The 15,249-nt window shown below is 72.1% G+C and carries 16 protein-coding genes; 8 read left to right on the top strand and 8 right to left on the bottom strand.

Annotation, left to right across the window (positions count from 1 at the left end):
- Positions 1-46 precede the first annotated feature (46 nt).
- Entirely contained in the window at positions 47-1,108 is a 1,062-nt protein-coding gene (locus ASG32_RS05905) for an SDR family oxidoreductase (RefSeq protein ID WP_056523467.1), read from the bottom strand.
- 241 nt (positions 1,109-1,349) lie between these two features.
- Positions 1,350-2,684 carry an aspartate aminotransferase family protein gene (locus ASG32_RS05900; protein WP_056523465.1) on the bottom strand — a complete coding sequence of 445 codons (1,335 nt, stop codon included), beginning with the start codon at positions 2,682-2,684 and terminating at the stop codon, positions 1,350-1,352.
- 167 nt (positions 2,685-2,851) lie between these two features.
- On the opposite strand from ASG32_RS05900, the gene ASG32_RS05895 reads away from it, so the two are divergent.
- The 3 genes from ASG32_RS05895 to ASG32_RS05885 all read left to right on the top strand — a co-directional run bounded on the left by ASG32_RS05895 (position 2,852) and on the right by ASG32_RS05885 (position 5,116).
- Positions 2,852-3,412: a cupin domain-containing protein gene (locus ASG32_RS05895; protein WP_020092415.1), complete on the top strand. Its 561-nt coding sequence runs from the start codon at positions 2,852-2,854 to the stop codon at positions 3,410-3,412.
- 118 nt (positions 3,413-3,530) lie between these two features.
- On the top strand, positions 3,531-4,850 hold the full coding sequence (locus ASG32_RS05890; protein ID WP_056523463.1) for an MFS transporter: 1,320 nt from the start codon (positions 3,531-3,533) through the stop codon (positions 4,848-4,850).
- A 68-nt stretch (positions 4,851-4,918) separates the two neighbouring features.
- A complete protein-coding gene (locus ASG32_RS05885) occupies positions 4,919-5,116 on the top strand; it encodes a hypothetical protein (RefSeq protein ID WP_056523461.1) in 198 nt (65 codons plus the stop codon).
- 39 nt (positions 5,117-5,155) lie between these two features.
- Here ASG32_RS05885 and ASG32_RS05880 read toward each other — a convergent pair whose 3' ends face one another.
- The 3 genes from ASG32_RS05880 to ASG32_RS05870 form a co-directional block, all read right to left on the bottom strand.
- Positions 5,156-6,025: an amidohydrolase family protein gene (locus ASG32_RS05880; protein WP_056523460.1), complete on the bottom strand. Its 870-nt coding sequence runs from the start codon at positions 6,023-6,025 to the stop codon at positions 5,156-5,158.
- Between the two features lie 2 nt (positions 6,026-6,027).
- Complete coding sequence (locus tag ASG32_RS05875; protein ID WP_056523458.1) at positions 6,028-7,332, bottom strand: MFS transporter; 1,305 nt, start codon at positions 7,330-7,332, stop codon at positions 6,028-6,030.
- 139 nt (positions 7,333-7,471) lie between these two features.
- Complete coding sequence (locus ASG32_RS05870; protein ID WP_020092410.1) at positions 7,472-7,996, bottom strand: hypothetical protein; 525 nt, start codon at positions 7,994-7,996, stop codon at positions 7,472-7,474.
- A 223-nt stretch (positions 7,997-8,219) separates the two neighbouring features.
- Here ASG32_RS05870 and ASG32_RS05865 point away from each other — a divergent pair, with 223 nt between their 5' ends.
- Positions 8,220-8,969 carry a phosphodiester glycosidase family protein gene (locus tag ASG32_RS05865; protein ID WP_107351927.1) on the top strand — a complete coding sequence of 250 codons (750 nt, stop codon included), beginning with the start codon at positions 8,220-8,222 and terminating at the stop codon, positions 8,967-8,969.
- Between the two features lie 9 nt (positions 8,970-8,978).
- On the opposite strand, the gene ASG32_RS05860 is transcribed toward ASG32_RS05865, so the two are convergent.
- Positions 8,979-10,097, bottom strand: a complete 1,119-nt coding sequence (locus tag ASG32_RS05860) for an NADH:flavin oxidoreductase/NADH oxidase (RefSeq protein ID WP_056523456.1) — start codon at positions 10,095-10,097, stop codon at positions 8,979-8,981.
- A gap of 186 nt (positions 10,098-10,283) precedes the next feature.
- Between ASG32_RS05860 and ASG32_RS05855 the strand changes: the two genes are divergently transcribed.
- A complete protein-coding gene (locus ASG32_RS05855; RefSeq protein WP_056523454.1) occupies positions 10,284-10,757 on the top strand; it encodes a hypothetical protein in 474 nt (157 codons plus the stop codon).
- A gap of 58 nt (positions 10,758-10,815) precedes the next feature.
- On the opposite strand, the gene ASG32_RS05850 is transcribed toward ASG32_RS05855, so the two are convergent.
- Positions 10,816-12,744: a propionyl-CoA synthetase gene (locus tag ASG32_RS05850; RefSeq protein WP_056523452.1), complete on the bottom strand. Its 1,929-nt coding sequence runs from the start codon at positions 12,742-12,744 to the stop codon at positions 10,816-10,818.
- A gap of 205 nt (positions 12,745-12,949) precedes the next feature.
- Positions 12,950-13,132, bottom strand: a complete 183-nt coding sequence (locus ASG32_RS05845) for a DUF465 domain-containing protein (RefSeq protein WP_012318068.1) — start codon at positions 13,130-13,132, stop codon at positions 12,950-12,952.
- 131 nt (positions 13,133-13,263) lie between these two features.
- On the opposite strand from ASG32_RS05845, the gene ASG32_RS05840 reads away from it, so the two are divergent.
- The 3 genes from ASG32_RS05840 to ASG32_RS05830 all read left to right on the top strand — a co-directional run bounded on the left by ASG32_RS05840 (position 13,264) and on the right by ASG32_RS05830 (position 15,212).
- Positions 13,264-13,524 (top strand): DUF465 domain-containing protein, encoded by a 261-nt coding sequence (locus ASG32_RS05840; RefSeq protein WP_081636461.1) that lies wholly within the window; start codon positions 13,264-13,266, stop codon positions 13,522-13,524.
- Between the two features lie 78 nt (positions 13,525-13,602).
- On the top strand, positions 13,603-14,103 hold the full coding sequence (gene purE, locus ASG32_RS05835) for a 5-(carboxyamino)imidazole ribonucleotide mutase (protein ID WP_020092404.1): 501 nt from the start codon (positions 13,603-13,605) through the stop codon (positions 14,101-14,103).
- Complete coding sequence (locus ASG32_RS05830) at positions 14,100-15,212, top strand: 5-(carboxyamino)imidazole ribonucleotide synthase (RefSeq protein ID WP_056523450.1); 1,113 nt, start codon at positions 14,100-14,102, stop codon at positions 15,210-15,212. Before purE ends, ASG32_RS05830 begins: the two co-directional genes overlap by 4 nt.
- The last annotated feature ends 37 nt before the right edge of the window (positions 15,213-15,249 follow it).

Genomic DNA, 15,249 nt, shown 5'->3' with positions numbered 1-15,249 from the left:
TCCCTGGGTCGCTTCGCTGCGCTCGCGATGACGGTGGTGTCCTCCGTCAGGGGATCAGCCGGTCCGCGCGGAGCTGGGCGAACAGGTCGTAGAACGCGTCGTCGGTCGGCTGGTAGGTCGTGAAGCCGAGGCGGCGGCTCTTGCTCATGTCGGTGACGACCTCGATCGGCCGGCCGAGATCGGCATCCGTGTGCCAGGGCGAGGCCAGCTTGGTGAGATCCGGCTCGGCGAGGCCGTAGCGCGCCGCGATCTCGGCCCAGGCCGAGCCGTCCTGCGCCATCCGGGGCTCGAGCGGCCGGTGCGTGCCGTCGAACGGCACCGCCTCGATCCCGAACCAGGCGGCGATCCGGCCCCACATCCAGCTCCAGCGGAAGACGTCGCCGTTCACGACGTTGAACGCCTCGTTGGCGGCCCTCGGCTCCGTCGATGCCCAGAGCAGCTGGCGGGCGAGGAGCCGCGCGTCGGTCATGTCGGTCAGGCCGTTCCACTGCGCGGCCGAGCCCGGGAAGACGAACGGGCGTCCCAGCTCCCGGCACAGGGTGGCGTAGCAGGCGAGCGTCGTGCCCATGTTCATGGCGTTGCCCACCGCCTTACCGATGATCGTGTGCGGGCGGTGGACGCTCCAGGTGAAGCCGTCGCGGGCGGCGGCCGCGAACACGGCGTCCTCCTGCGCGTAGTAGAAGTTCTCGATGTCGAGGCGGCCCTGGTCCTCGCGGAACGGCGTCTGCGGCAGGGTGCCTTTGCCGTAGGCCTCGAACGGGCCGAGATAGTGCTTCAGCCCGGTCACCAGGGCGACGTGGCGGACGCTCTTCTTCGGCCGGAGCGCGTCGAGCAGGTTCTCGACCATCGCCCGGTTGACGCGGATCATCTCCGCCTCGGTCGGGCGCCGCTGCCAGGTCGCCAGGAACACGTGGCTCGGGGCGAGGTCGGAGAGCGCCTCCTCCAGGGAGGCCGGATCCTGCAGGTCGCCCGCCACCGGCGCGACGCCGTCCTGCTGCACCGGGTGACGGGCGAGGCCCGCGACCATCCAGCCTTCCTGGGTCAGCAGCGCCGCGGTGGCGCTGCCGACAATCCCGCTGGCGCCGACGATCAGGGCGGTGTTCGACATGGAAACCCTCGTGCCCGGCCCAAATCCGGGTCCGGGGCAGATGGGCACAGGCGGTGTCGCTACAACCCCGCCGGGCAGCGGGGACGAATGTGCGGCGCGCAAGGGTTGTGTGATCGCGTCGCCATCTCCGTCATCGCGAGCGCAGCGAAGCGACCCAGGGCGGCGCGACACCAGCAAGCGTGGCGCTATCCTGGATTGCTTCGCTCCGCTCGCAAAGACGGTGGGGCAGCCGAGAAAGCTCTCAGGCGACCCGGTCGATCGCCGCGCCCAGGATGTCGACGATCTCGCCGATCTGGCCGCGCTCGATGATCAGCGGCGGCGACAGGGCGATGATGTCGCCGGTCACCCGGGTGAGCAGGCCGCGCTCGAAGCAGTCCACGAACACGTCGTAGGCGCGCTTGCCCGGCGCGTCCGGCCGCGGCGCCAGCTCGACGCCGGCGACGAGCCCGATGGTGCGGATGTCGATGACGCCCTTGCGCCCGCGCAGATCGTGGATCGCCGCCGCCCAGTCGTCGGCGATGTCGGCGACGCGGGTGAGCAGACCCTCCTCCCGGTAGATGTCGAGCGTCGCGAGGCCGGCCGCGCAGGCGATCGGGTGCCCGGAATAGGTGTAGCCGTGGAACAGCTCGATCCCGTCCGGGCCCTGCATCAGCGCGTCGTGGACCGCGCGGCTCGCGAAGACCGCCCCCATCGGTACCGTGCCGTTGGTCAGGCCCTTGGCGCTGGTCACGAGGTCCGGGACGACGCCGAAGAAGTCGGTCGCGAACGGCGCGCCGAGGCGGCCGAACCCGGAAATCACCTCGTCGAAGATCAGCAGGATGCCGTGCTTGGTGCAGATCTCGCGCAGGCGCTCCAGGTAGCCCTTCGGCGGGATCAGCACGCCCGTGGATCCCGCCACCGGCTCGACGATGCAGGCCGCGATGGTCTCGGCGCCGTGCAGCGCCACCAGCCGCTCCAGATCCTCGGCGAGCTCCGCCCCGTGCTCGGGCTGACCCTTCACGAAGGCGTTGCGGGCCGGGTCGTGGGTGTGGCGCAGGTGGTCGGTGCCGTTGAGCTGCGGGAAGACCCGGCGGTTCGACACGATGCCGCCGACCGACAGGCCGCCGAAGCCGACGCCGTGATAGCCGCGCTCGCGCCCGATCAGCCGGGTGCGGGTGCCCTGCCCGATCGCCCGCTGGTAGGCGAGCGCGATCTTGAGGGCGGTGTCGACCGATTCCGAGCCGGAATTGGTGAAGAACACCCGGTCGAGGCGCTTGTCGGGACCGCCCGGGGCGATCTCGGCCAGCCGCTCGGCGAATTCGAAGGCGACGGGGTGGCCCATCTGGAAGGTCGGGGCGAAGTCGAGGGTCGCGAGCTGCCGCTCCACGGCGGCCGCGATGCCCCGCCGCCCGTGGCCGGCGTTGACGCACCAGAGGCCCGCGGAGCCGTCGAGGACCTTGCGGCCGTCGTCGGCGGTGTAGTGCATGCCCTCGGCCGACACGAGCAGGCGCGGCGCTGCCTTGAACTGGCGGTTGGCCGTGAACGGCATCCAGAAGGCGTCCATCGCGGGCGTGTTGCGGAGCGGATGATCGGTCATGGGGCGGTTCTCCGGGGCAGGCGGCGCGGCTCGGGCGGCGGGACCAGGGGACACCTTCGCCGATCGGGCAACAAGTCCTTTTCTGGTCGCCGCCAACCCCTTGCAGGACCGGGGCCACGGGTGGCACCGTTGCGGGATCCGCAACACCTGAAACGGGCCAGAGCCGGATGAGCATCGATGTCGGCGCGCGCCTGCGCTTCGTGCGCGCCCGCCACGGCCTGTCGCAGCGGACCCTCGCCAAGCGCGCCGGCGTGACCAACTCGGCGATCTCGCTGATCGAGGCCAACCGGGTGAACCCGTCGGTGGGCGCCCTGAAGCGGATCCTCGACGGGGTGCCGATCGGCATGGCCGAGTTCTTCGCCCTGGAGCCGGAGCCGGAGCGCAAGGCGTTCTTCGCCGCCGAGGACCTCACCGAGATCGGCCGCCGTGCCGCCAAGGGGGCGATCTCGTACCGTCAGGTCGGCGACAGCCTGTTCGGGCGCAAGCTCCAGATCCTCAAGGAGCGCTACGAGCCGGGCGCCGATACCGGCCGGGTGCCGCTCTCCCACGAGGGCGAGGAGGGCGGCATCGTGCTCTCCGGGCGACTGGAGGTCACAGTGGATGCCGAGCGCCGGATCCTCGGCCCCGGCGACGCCTACAGCTTCGACAGCCGCCGCCCGCACCGATTCCGCTGCGTCGGGCCCAACCCCTGCGAGGTGGTGAGCGCCTGCACGCCGCCGAGCTTCTGAGACGGAGCCCGGCTGCGGCGGATGAAACGCCCGCCCTGTCGCGTGCAGGCGTTGCGGTCGGCCGGCAGACTGGCGCATGCAGGGCGGCGTTTGAATTCATAATGCCGCGCGAGGATCGATGGCCGTCACCACCGCCGCCCCGGCCGCCGGGCCCGGACAGAACCAGTCGGCGCGCGCGGCGCTGGCGGCCTTCGTGGGCACCACGATCGAGTGGTACGATTTCTTCATCTACGGCACGGCGGCGGCCCTGGTGTTCGGGCCGCTCTTCTTCACGACCGAATCCCCCTACATCGCGACGCTCTCGGCCTTCGGGACCTTCGCGGTCGGCTTCCTCGCCCGGCCGCTGGGCGGTCTGATCTTCGGGCATCTCGGCGACCGGTTCGGGCGCAAGCGCGCCCTGGTGGCGACGCTCGTGATGATGGGCATCGCGACCTCCGGCATCGGCCTGCTGCCGACCTACGCGTCGATCGGGATCTGGGCGCCGGTGATGCTGGTGGTCCTGCGGTTGATCCAGGGTCTCGCGGTCGGCGGCGAGTGGGGCGGCGCGGTGCTGATGGCCGCCGAGCACGCGCCGGCCGGGCGCAACACCTTCTTCGCCTCCTTCGCGCAGCTCGGCAGCCCGGCCGGGCAGATCCTGTCGCTGCTGGCCTTCCGGCTCGCGGGCCTCCTCGACAAGGAGAGCTTCCTAACCTGGGGCTGGCGTGTGCCGTTCCTCGTCAGCATCCTGCTGCTCGGCGTCGGGCTCGCGATCCGCCTCGGCGTCGCGGAATCCCCGGCCTTCGAGAAGGCCCGGGCCGCCGGCGGGCCGCCGCCGGCGCCGGTGCGCGAGGTACTGACGACCTGCCTGAAGCCGGTGCTGCTGGCGGCGGGGGCCAACACCTTCGCGATCGCCTCGGTCTACCTGTTCAACACCTTCATGATCGCGTTCACCACGCAGTATCTCGGCATCGCGCGGGCGACGATCCTCGACGCCCTGCTGATCGCCGCCGTGGTCCAGCTGGTGATGACCCCGGTGGGCGCCCGGATCGCCGAGCTGATCCGCAACGAGCGGCTGTTCCTCCAGGGGACGCTGGTCTGGGCGATGCTGGCCCCCTACCCGCTGTTCTGGCTGGTCGAGACCAAGTCTGTGCCGCTGATCGTGCTGGGTCTCGCCCTCAACGTGGTCGGCAGCGCGACCTTCTACGCGGTGATCGCCGGCTACCTCGCGGGCGCGTTCCCGACGCGGGTGCGCTACACGGCGATCTCCATCGCGTACCAATTCTGCGGGGCGCTCGCCGGCGGCTTGACGCCGATCGTCGGCACCGTGCTGGCTGAGCGCTTCCAGGGCCACTGGTGGCCGATCGCGGTGTTCGGCACGGCGCTGGCCGGCGTGTCGTTCCTGTGCGTCACGGCGATCGGCGGCTACCGGGCGCGGCAGCGGGGTTTCCTCGACGGGTGAGCGCGACCGGTCAAAGGCGCCGGATCCGGGTAACGCGGGATTCAGACCGGTGGTCCAGGATCGGCGGCATGGATTCGATCGCCGCAGCCGCCGTCCAGATGCTGGGTTCGTCCCAGAACCAGCAGATCGGCATCGCCGTCGCCAAGCAGCAGCTCTCCGCCGACAAGGCGGTCGCCGGGCTGGTGGCGGACAGCGCCGCCCAGGCGGCGAGCGTCGGCCCGCCGGCCCCTCCCGGACAGGGCCAGAGCGTCGACCTGCGGGTGTGACGGCGGCGCCCCGCGCGCCCGCCGCCCATCGGTCCGCCCTTACCCGAAGCCGTAGAGCCGCCGCGGGTTGTCGACGAACACCATCCGGCGCCGGTCCGCGTCCGGCACCCAGTCGGCCATCAGGTCGAGGAGCTCCCGCGTCCGCGGCGGCCCGCCCCAGGCGGCCACGTGCGGCCAGTCCGAGCCCCAGAGGCAGCGGTCCGGCGCGGCGTCGTTGAGCGCCCGGGCGAAGGGGATCGTGTCGGCGTAGGGGGGGCCGGTGACGGAGTCCCGGAAGGCGCCCGAGAGCTTCACCCAGTTGCCGTCGGCGACGAGGCCGAGCAGTGCCCGGAACCCCGGATGGTCCACGCCCGCCGAGGTCGGCATGTGGCCCATATGGTCGAAAACCAGCGGCACGGGCAGCCGCGCCAGGCGGCCGGCGATCGGCGGCAACTCGCGGGCATCGAGCAGGAACTGGAGGTGCCAGCCCATCTCGCGGGCGAGCGCCCCGTAGGACTCGACCGCGTCGAGCCCGACCCCGCCGCCGAACAGGACGTTGAGGCGCAGGCCGACCACGCCGGCCTCTTTCAGCGCGGCGAGCTCGGCGTCGGGCAGGCCGAGCGGGATCACCGCGACGCCGCGCAGGCGCCGCCGGTGGGCGCGCAGCGTCTCGACCATCAGCCGGTTGTCGGTGCCGTGCACGCTGACCTGGATCAGCACGCCGTTGGCCATGCCGGTCCCGTCGAGCATCGCCAGATACCGCTCGGCCGGCGCCGCCGGGGGCGTGTAGCTGCGGTCCGCCACCAGGGGATAGTCCGGCGGCAGGCCGATGACGTGGGCGTGCGTGTCGACCGCGCCCTCCGGCACGGCGTAGCGGGTTGGGCCTTCCGGATGCGGGTCCGGGGCGGGGCAGTCTCGGATCTCGGGCATGATCAGGAATCCGCGTGGAGGACCTTGCCGCGCGTCTCGGGCAGCGCGAAGGCCGCCAGGAAGAAGATCCCGTAGGCGACGGCCGCGAAGATCGCGATGGCCGAGGCGAGACCGGCGCGCTCCGCGAGGTAGCCGACCAGCGCCGGGAACAGGGCGCCGATGCCGCGGCCGAAATTGTAGCAGAACCCCTGCCCCGAGCCGCGCAGGCGGGTCGGGTACAGCTCGGTCAGGAAGGCGCCCATGCCGGAGAAGTAGCCGGAGGCGAAGAAGCCCAGCGGGAAGCCCAGCACCCAGAGCACGCCGTTCGAGAGCGGGATCTGCGTGTAGGCGACGATCACCGCGATGGCGCCCAGTGAGAAGATCAGGAAGAGCGGCCGCCGGCCGAGCCGGTCGGCGAGCCACGCGCCCACGAGGTAGCCGGTGAACGAGCCGATGATCAGGGCCGCGAGGTAGCCGGTGGAGGACACGATCGACAGGTGGCGCTCGGTGGTCAGGAAGCGCGGCACCCAGGTGGTGATCGCGTAGTAGCCGCCCTGGCAGCCCGCCGCCGCCAGGGAGGCGAGCAGGGTGGTCTTGAGGATCGGCCCGGAGAAGATCTCCCAGATCTGCGGCCGGTCGCCCGTGGCGGCGGCCCGGGCACGGGATTCGGCGGCGACCTCCGGCTCCTTCACGTAGCGGCGCAGGTAGAACACCAGCAGCGCCGGCAGCGCGCCCACCGCGAACATCCAGCGCCACGCGGTCTCGGGCGGCAGAAGCGAGAACAGCACCGCCTGCGACAGGACCGCGAGGCCCCAGCCGATCGCCCAGCCGGACTGGACCGAGCCCACCGCCCGGCCGCGATACTCGGCCCGGATCGTCTCGCCGATCAGCACGGCGCCGGCCGCCCACTCGCCGCCGAAGCCGAGGCCGAGGAGCGCGCGGGCGACGAGGAGCTGCTCGAAGTTCTGCACGAAGGCGCAGAGCAGGGAGAACAGCGAGAACCAGAGGATCGTGATCTGCAGCGTCAGCACCCGGCCGATGCGGTCGGCGACGAAGCCCGCGAGCCAGCCGCCGAGCGCCGAGGCCAGCAGCGTCACCGTGGCGGCGAGCCCGGCTGTGCCGGCATCGACGTGCCACAGGGCCATGATCGTCCCGATCACCAGCGGGTAGATCATGAAGTCCATGCCGTCGAGGCACCAGCCGGCGGCGCACGCCCAGAAGGTGTGCCGCTCCGGTGGCGTCATCGATCGGTAGAAAGCGGTGAGGCTGGCGTCGCGGATCTCGACCGCGTCCACGCCCGTGGGCCCCTGCCCGGTTGCTGAACTCATCACCGCCTCCCGCCGCCCGATACCAGTATCAGCGTCCCAGGCAGAGCTGTCCAACGATGCGGCGGGTCACGCAAGGAACCGGAAAGGAAAAGGCCGCCCGGAGGCGGCCTGTCCCGTTCTTTTCACGCTCGATCGACGCTCAGTAGCAGCGCTCGACCAGAACCCGCCGGTAGCCGTAGGGAGTCCAGCGCACCCGCGGGACCGTGTAACAGCCGCCGCCGTAGCCGTAATCGTAGGCCGCCGGGGCGTAGTAGCCGCCGTAGCCGTAACCCGGATAGCCGTAGCCACCGTAGCCGCCGTAGAGGCCGCCGGCCGCGAGGCCGAGCCCGACACCGAGGCCCAGGCCGCCGAGCCCGTAGCCGTACCCGCCGCGGTAGCCGTACCCGCCGCGCCAGCCGTAGCCCCGGCCGTAGAAGCCGCGGCCGTAGCCGAAGCCGCCCGGACGGAAGCCGACGCCCCGGAAGCCGCCGCCGAAGCCGCCGTTGCGGAACCCGCCGAAGCCGCCGCCGCGGAAGCCGCCGCCGAACCCGCCACCGTGGAAGCCGCCGCCGAAACCGCCGCCATGGAAGCCGCCGCCGCCGAAGCCGCGCGCGTCCGCGCTGGCCGGCGCCAAGGCCAGAGCACCCGCCGCCAGCAGGGCCGAGCCGAGCACTGCACCCTTCATCACGTCATCTCCGTGGAAACACGCCCTCTGCGGCTAAGAACGCTCGAACCGGTAAAACGGTCCAGCCCCGGCCGCGGCGCGCGGTCGCGAGACGCACCCGGCCGCGTCCGGACCCATCCGGGCGCGGCTCGGACACGAAATTCGCCGCTTTCCAGGGCGAAGGGCGGCCCGAACGAGCTTCGCCGTCCCCGACTCGCCGTCCCCGAGCTGCCTGGAACGAATGATGATGCTGCGCCCGGCTCACGCCCTCTTGATCACGCTGCTCGCCCTCGCGGCCCCGGCCCGGGCGGCCGCCCCGGCCGCGACGGAGCCCTGCCGGGCGGTCGAGGCGCAGGGTGAGACCTTCACGGTCTGCACCATCGACCTCCGGAAGCAGCGGCTGCGGCTGTTCTGGCTCCAGGACGACGGCAAGCCCTACGGCGCCCTCGGCACCCTCGCCGAGAAGCAGGGCGGTCGCCTCGCCTTCGCGATGAACGCCGGCATGTACGACAAGGACCAGGCGCCGGTCGGCCTCTACGTCGAGAACGGGCAAGAGCTGAAGCGCGTCTCCACGGCGGACGGGCCGGGCAATTTCCACCTGAAGCCCAACGGGATCTTCTGGCTGAAGGGTGAGCGCGCCGGGGTGGTCGACACGTCCCGCTACCTGCGGGCGAAGATCCGGCCGGATTTCGCCACGCAGTCCGGGCCGATGCTGGTGATCGACGGCCAGATCCACCCGAAGATCGCCGCCGACGGGCCGAGCCAGAAGATCCGGAACGGCGTCGGCGTGCCCGGCGACGGGCACGTGGCGATCTTCGCGATCTCCGAGCGCCCGGTGACCTTCGGCGCCTTCGCGCGGCTGTTCCGCGACGATCTCGGCTGCCGCAACGCCCTGTTCCTCGACGGCTCGGTCTCCAGCCTCTACGCGCCGAACCTCGGCCGCACCGACATCAGCCGCCCTCTCGGGCCGCTGGTCGGCGCGCTGCCGCGGTGAGGGCGGCCCTCAGCGCTGGCCGAAGGCCGTGTCCTTGAACAGGTCCTTGTACTCCCGCGGCTGCGAGCGCCAGTACTGCTTGGGCGCCCGCACCCGGGCACCGAGCTCGGCCGCCGCGTGCCAGGGCCAGCGCGGATCGTACAGCATGGCGCGGGCGAGCGAGATCGCGTCCGCCCGGCCCTCCTGCAGGATCGTCTCCGCCTGGTGCGCCTCGGTGATCAGCCCGACCGCGATGGTGGTGAGGCCCGTCTCGGCCTTGATCCGCTCCGCGTAGGGCACCTGGTAGCCCGGCCCGAGCTTGATCGCCTGCTTGGGCGAGACGCCGCCCGTGGAGACGTGGATCGCCGGCGATCCCGCCCGCTTGAGCGCCTGGGCCAGCTCCACCGTCTCGTCGAGATCCCAGCCGTCCTCGACCCAGTCGGTGGCCGAGACCCGCAGCCAGACCGGGCTGCCGGCGGGCACGACATCCCGCACCGCGTCGTAGACCTCCAGGGGGAAGCGCATGCGGTTGGCGAGGCTGCCGCCGTATTCATCTGTCCGCTTGTTGGCGATCGGCGACAGGAACTGGTGCAGCAGGTAGCCGTGGGCGCCGTGCAGCTCGACGGCCTCGATACCGAGGCGCACGGCCCGCTTGGCGGTGGCCACGAACTGGTCGCGGACGCGCTTCAGGTCGGCGGCGTCGAGGGCGTGGGGCGGGACCTCGCCCTCCCCGTGCGCGACCGCCGAGGGCGCCTCGGTGCGCCAGCCGTAGGCGTGCTCCGGCGCGATCTGCTGGCCGCCGGCCCAGGGGGCCTCGCTGGACGCCTTGCGCCCGGCATGGGCGATCTGGATGCAGACCGGGATCGGCGCGTACTCGCGCACGGCGTCGAGCACCCGGCCCAGCGCCCGCTCGCAGCCGTCGTTGTAGAGGCCGAGATCCCAGGCGGTGATCCGCGCCTCCGGGGAGACCGCGGTGGCCTCCAGGGTCAGCAGGCCGGCCCCCGACATGGCGAGCTGGCCGAGATGCATCATGTGCCAGTCGGTCGCCTCGCCGTCCCGCGCCGAGTACTGGCACATCGGCGCGACGAGGATGCGGTTCTCGAGCGTGAGCGCGTCGAGTGTCAGCGGTTCGAACAGGCGAGCGGTCATCGGCAACTCCTGGTGGAGGGTTCACTCTGGCCCAGGACGGGCGCGGCGGCCAGTGCGGTGCGGCAGAGCACCTCTGCGGGCGGGCGTTGCGGAACTTGCGGATGTGGCCGTCCGTTTCCTGGCCTGTCGCCGCATCGCGGCAATCGACGCGAACCGCCTGAGGGGGCGAGATCGCCCGAGGTCCAGATGATGCTCACCAGACTCGCCGTCCCGCTCGCCCTGGCCGCCGGCTGCGCCGCCCTCGCGGGCACCGCCCAGGCCCAGCCCGCCGCCTTCGGCGGCCCCAAGATGCTGATCCACGGGAATTACTGCGGACCGGGCAACAACGCGCCGCTCCCGCCGATCGACGCCCTCGATGCCGCCTGCGCCCGCCACGACGCCTGTACGCCGAACGGCGGCCTGCCTTCGGAGGCCTGCAATCTCCGCCTGCAACAGGAGGCCGCGCTGATCTCCCGCGACCCCCGTCAGCCGGACGATGTCCGGTCCCTCGCCGGCCTCGTGGCCGCCACCGCGACGCTGATCCCCTCCGAGCCGAACGCCCGGCGCGTGCCGGCCTCGGTCACCACCGGTCCGACCGCGGGCACCTACGCGCCCGCCCTGACGCGGCCGGCGCCGACGGTCGATATCGACACCGACGACGACGGCGCCGACGCGGATTGAGGCGGATTGAGGCGGGCCGCGACCGCCCGTCGACGCGCCGCCAGCGCGGTCCGGCACCCTACCGGGCCGCGCCGATCCCCCGATCCTTCAGGCTGTCGCCGATCTCGTCGAGGGCCGCCGCGTCGTCGATCGTCGCCGGCATCGTCCACGGCTCGTGATCGGCGATGTGCTTCATCGTGGCCCGCAGGATCTTGCCCGACCGGGTCTTGGGCAGCCGCGGCACGGTCAGCGCCAGCTTGAAGGCGGCCACCGGGCCGATCTCGTCCCGCACCTTGGCGACGAGTTCCCGCTCGATCGTCTCGGTCGGCCGGGCGACGCCGGCCTTCAGCACCACGAACCCGCAGGGCACCTCTCCCTTCAGCGCGTCGCGGATGCCGATGACCGCGCATTCCGCCACGTCCGGGTGGCTCGCCAGCACCGCCTCCATGCCGCCGGTGGACAGACGGTGGCCCGCGACGTTGATGATGTCGTCGGTCCGTCCCAGGACCGTGATGTAGCCGTCGGCGTCGATCACCCCGGCATCCGACGTGTCGTAGTAGCCCGGGAAGGTGGCGAGGTAGCTCGACCCCATCCGGTCGTCCGAGCCCCAGAGGGTCGGCAGGCAGCCGGGCGGCAGGGGCAGGCGGATCGCGATCGTGCCCATGGTCCCCGCCGGAACCGGCTTCCCGCCCTCGTCCAGGACTTCGACCCGGTAGCCCGGCATCGGCACGCAGGTGCTGCCGTGCTTCACCGGCAGGAGGCCGAGGCCCATCGGGTTGCCGGCGATCGGCCAGCCGGTCTCGGTCTGCCACCAGTGGTCGACGACCGGTCGGCCCAGTACGCGCTCGGCCCAGGCGACCGAGTCGGGATCGGCGCGCTCGCCCGCCAGGAACAGGCTGCGGAAGGCCGAGAGGTCGTGATCGGCGATCCGGGCACCCTTCGAATCCTCCTTCTTGATCGCCCGCAGGGCCGTCGGCGCGGTGAACAGGCAGACCACCCCGTACTCGGCGACCACCCGCCAGAAGGCGCCGGCATCGGGCGTGCCGACGGGTTTCCCCTCGTAGAGGACCGTGGTGCAGCCGTGCAGGAGCGGCGCGTAGACGATGTAGGAGTGGCCGACGACCCAGCCGATGTCGGAGGCGCAGAAGTAGGTCTCGCCGGGCTGGACGCCGTAGAGGTTCGGCATCGACCAGGCCAGGGCGACGAGGTAGCCGCCGGTATCGCGGACCACGCCCTTCGGCTTCCCGGTCGTGCCGGAGGTGTAGAGGACGTAGAGCGGGTCGGTGGCGGCGACCGGCACGCACGCCGCGCTCCGCCCCGCCGCCCGGGCGGCCGCGACGGTCTCACCCCAGTCGCGATCCCGGTCCGCGACGAGGGTCGCGGGCCCTTGCGGGCGCTGGAGGATCAGGCAGGCCTCCGGCTTGTGCCGCGAGGCCGCGATCGCCGCGTCGAGGAGCGGCTTGTAGGCGACCACGCGGTTCGGCTCGATCCCGCAGGAGGCGGCGAGCACCACCTTCGGCGCCGCGTCCTCGATCCGCACCGCCAGCTCGTTGGCCGCGAAGCCGCCGAACACCACCGAGTGGACCGCGCCGAGCCGGGCGCAGGCCAGCATGCCGAACAGCGCCTCGGGCACCATCGGCATGTACAGGATCACCCGGTCGCCCTTGCCGACGCCGAGGTCGGCCAGCACGGCGGCCAGCACCGCCACCTCGTCGCGCAGCGCCCGGTAGGTGATGCTGCGCTTGGTCCCGGTCACGGGCGAGTCGTAGCGGATCGCCAGCTGATCCGCCCGACCCCCGTCCGCGTGGCGGTCGACCGCGTTGTGGCAGGCGTTCAGGGTGCCGTCCGGGAACCAGCGTCCGTAGGGGCCGGAATCCGGCGCGAAGGCCCGCTCCGGCGCCCGCGCCCAGTCGAGGGCCCGCGCCGCACCGAGCCAGAACGCCTCGGGGTCGCGGCAGGCCGATTCGTAGATCTCCGGGTAGCGGCCCGGCAGGCTGGCTCTCGTCATCGGTTGGGCGTTTCCTCGCGGACCGCTCTCCGGCGGCGGGCCGCAGAGTAGCCCATTCTCGCGCGCACGGGAGTGGCCACGGGAGGGAGTGGCCACGGGCGTGACGGCCGCGGCTCGGTGCCCCCCATGAGAAAACCGCCGCACCGGGGCTCCCGATGCGGCGGTCGTCAGCGTGAATTCGCTATCAGATTGGACGTCTCAGGCGTCAGTGCAACGTGTCGTTGCCCGCCTGAAGCTTGTTGATCTCGTCCTTGAGGAGGAGTTTCCGTCGCTTCAGCTCGGCGATGTGGAGGTCGTTCGCCGAAGGTCTGTGGATCGCTTCCTGAATCTCGCGCTCGAGGGCTTCGTGCTTCCGGGCGAGTTGGTTCAGATGCGTCTGCAGCGACATGAGTCGAATCTCCTGTCATCGTTTCGACACAACGAGATTGGCACAGGATGCCGGACCTGTCGAAGCGTTTTCTGCTGCTAAGTCTGATGATTGCTTACCGCGCCGCCTTGTCCGGCGCCGGAGCGTGACGCATGCTCTCAGGCGACGAACGGTCTTCGGGTTCTCAGGTGACGATGGCGGACGAGGCGGGTGAGGGTGCGCAGTCGGACCTCCTGGGCGAACTGGCGCGGCTGCGCGAGGAGCACCGGGATCTCGACAGCGCCATCGAGGCGCTGGAGCGCAGCGTTGCCGGGGACCAGCTCCAGATCCAGCGCCTGAAGAAGCGCAAGCTCACGCTGCGCGACCGCATCTATCACATCGAGGACGCGCTCACGCCGGACATCATCGCCTGATGCCGGTGGACGCCCTCCGGCCCCGCCTTGCCGCAGGCCCGCGCCGCCTGTAAGCGCCCTCTTTTGCCGGGATCAACGATGGCGTCGCCTCCTCCGGTCGCGATCATCATGGGCAGCCAGTCCGACTGGGCGACCATGCGTCATGCCGCCGAGACGCTCGACGCGCTCGGCGTACCGTACGACGCGCGCATCGTGTCGGCCCACCGCACGCCGGACCGGCTCGTCGCCTTCGCCAAGGGCGCGGTCGCGGCCGGCCTCAAGGTGGTGATCGCCGGTGCGGGCGGCGCCGCGCACCTGCCCGGCATGGCGGCCGCGATGACCCGCCTGCCGGTCTTCGGCGTGCCGGTGGAGTCGAAGGCCCTCTCCGGCCAGGACAGCCTGCTCTCCATCGTCCAGATGCCGGCCGGCATCCCGGTGGGGACCCTGGCGATCGGCCGGGCCGGGGCGGTGAACGCGGCCCTGCTCGCCGCCGCCGTCCTGGCGTTGACCGACCCGGACTTGGCGGAGCGCCTGGAGGCGTGGCGCGCGGCCCAGAGCGCCTCGGTGGCCGAACGGCCGGTGACGGAAGAGAACGCGTGACGGACAAGATCCTCGGCCCCGGCTCCATCCTCGGCATCGTCGGTGGGGGCCAGCTCGGGCGCATGATCGCGCTCGCGGCGGCCGATTACGGCCTCAAGGCGCATGTCTACGCGCCCGACGCGGACAGCCCCGCCTTCGACGTGGCCGCCCGGACCACCTGCGCGGCCTACGACGACGCCGCGGCGCTGGCGGATTTCGCCCGCGGCGTCGACGTCGTGACCTACGAGTTCGAGAACATCCCGCACGCCACCGCCGACGTCCTCGCCCGGCACGCCGCCCTGCACCCGAACGCGCGCGCGCTCTCGACCACGCAGGACCGGCTCTCCGAGAAGGAGTTCATCAACGGCCTGGGCATCCCGACAGCGCCGTTCCGGGCGGTGGACACGCCCGACGACCTCGACCGGGCGATCGAGGTGATCGGCCTGCCGGCCGTGCTCAAGACCCGCCGCTTCGGCTACGACGGCAAGGGGCAGCGCATGCTCCGCGAGCGGGCCGAGGGCGACCGCAACGCCCTGTTCGCCGAGTTCGGCGGCGCGCCGCTGATCCTGGAGGGCTTCGTGCCGTTCGAGCGCGAGGTCTCGGTGGTGGGCGCGCGCGGGCGCGACGGCAGCTTCGCGGCCTACGACCTCTGCGAGAACGAGCACCGCGACCACATCCTCGCACTGACCCGGGTGCCGGCGCCCGGCGTGTCCGCCGAGACGGGCCGCGCCGCCGTCGAGATCGCCCGGCGCATCGCCGACGCCCTCGACTATGTCGGCGTGCTCGCCGTCGAGATGTTCCTCGTCCGCGAGGACGGGGCGGAGCGGCTCGTGGTCAACGAGATCGCGCCCCGGGTGCACAATTCCGGCCACTGGACCAGCGAGGGCGCGCTGACCTCGCAGTTCGCCCAGCACGTCCGGGCCGTCTGCGGCTGGCCGCTGGGCGATGCGGGCCGGGTCGGCGGCCTGCCGGTCGAGATGCGCAACCTGATCGGCGCCCAGGCCGACGACTGGCACGCCCTGCTGGCCGAGCCCGGCGCCCACCTGCACCTGTACGGCAAGGGCGAGGCGCGCCCCGGCCGCAAGATGGGCCACGTCACGCGCCTCGGGCCGGGCCCGAACGGATCCTGAGGCTTCGAGGGCACACCCGCGTCGCCGCGTGATCGCC

It is taken from the genome of Methylobacterium sp. Leaf361 (assembly GCF_001424445.1).
GTDB lineage: Bacteria > Pseudomonadota > Alphaproteobacteria > Rhizobiales > Beijerinckiaceae > Methylobacterium.
The sequence above is the reverse complement of the archived record's forward strand: the minus strand, read 5'-3'. Positions and strand labels throughout refer to the sequence as shown.

What these genes read in the sequence shown, in the direction of transcription:
- ASG32_RS05850 (WP_056523452.1), bottom strand. Translation starts at nt 12,744, where the DNA reads ATGACGAGAGCCAGCCTGCCGGGCCGCTACCCGGAGATCTACGAATCG.
- ASG32_RS05900 (WP_056523465.1), bottom strand. Translation starts at nt 2,684, where the DNA reads ATGACCGATCATCCGCTCCGCAACACGCCCGCGATGGACGCCTTCTGG.
- ASG32_RS05885 (WP_056523461.1), top strand. Translation starts at nt 4,919, where the DNA reads ATGGATTCGATCGCCGCAGCCGCCGTCCAGATGCTGGGTTCGTCCCAG.
- ASG32_RS05855 (WP_056523454.1), top strand. Translation starts at nt 10,284, where the DNA reads ATGATGCTCACCAGACTCGCCGTCCCGCTCGCCCTGGCCGCCGGCTGC.
- ASG32_RS05845 (WP_012318068.1), bottom strand. Translation starts at nt 13,132, where the DNA reads ATGTCGCTGCAGACGCATCTGAACCAACTCGCCCGGAAGCACGAAGCC.
- ASG32_RS05875 (WP_056523458.1), bottom strand. Translation starts at nt 7,332, where the DNA reads ATGAGTTCAGCAACCGGGCAGGGGCCCACGGGCGTGGACGCGGTCGAG.
- ASG32_RS05905 (WP_056523467.1), bottom strand. Translation starts at nt 1,108, where the DNA reads ATGTCGAACACCGCCCTGATCGTCGGCGCCAGCGGGATTGTCGGCAGC.
- ASG32_RS05860 (WP_056523456.1), bottom strand. Translation starts at nt 10,097, where the DNA reads ATGACCGCTCGCCTGTTCGAACCGCTGACACTCGACGCGCTCACGCTC.
- ASG32_RS05840 (WP_081636461.1), top strand. Translation starts at nt 13,264, where the DNA reads ATGCTCTCAGGCGACGAACGGTCTTCGGGTTCTCAGGTGACGATGGCG.
- ASG32_RS05895 (WP_020092415.1), top strand. Translation starts at nt 2,852, where the DNA reads ATGAGCATCGATGTCGGCGCGCGCCTGCGCTTCGTGCGCGCCCGCCAC.
- ASG32_RS05865 (WP_107351927.1), top strand. Translation starts at nt 8,220, where the DNA reads ATGATGCTGCGCCCGGCTCACGCCCTCTTGATCACGCTGCTCGCCCTC.
- ASG32_RS05890 (WP_056523463.1), top strand. Translation starts at nt 3,531, where the DNA reads ATGGCCGTCACCACCGCCGCCCCGGCCGCCGGGCCCGGACAGAACCAG.
- ASG32_RS05880 (WP_056523460.1), bottom strand. Translation starts at nt 6,025, where the DNA reads ATGCCCGAGATCCGAGACTGCCCCGCCCCGGACCCGCATCCGGAAGGC.
- ASG32_RS05870 (WP_020092410.1), bottom strand. Translation starts at nt 7,996, where the DNA reads ATGAAGGGTGCAGTGCTCGGCTCGGCCCTGCTGGCGGCGGGTGCTCTG.
- purE (WP_020092404.1), top strand. Translation starts at nt 13,603, where the DNA reads ATGGCGTCGCCTCCTCCGGTCGCGATCATCATGGGCAGCCAGTCCGAC.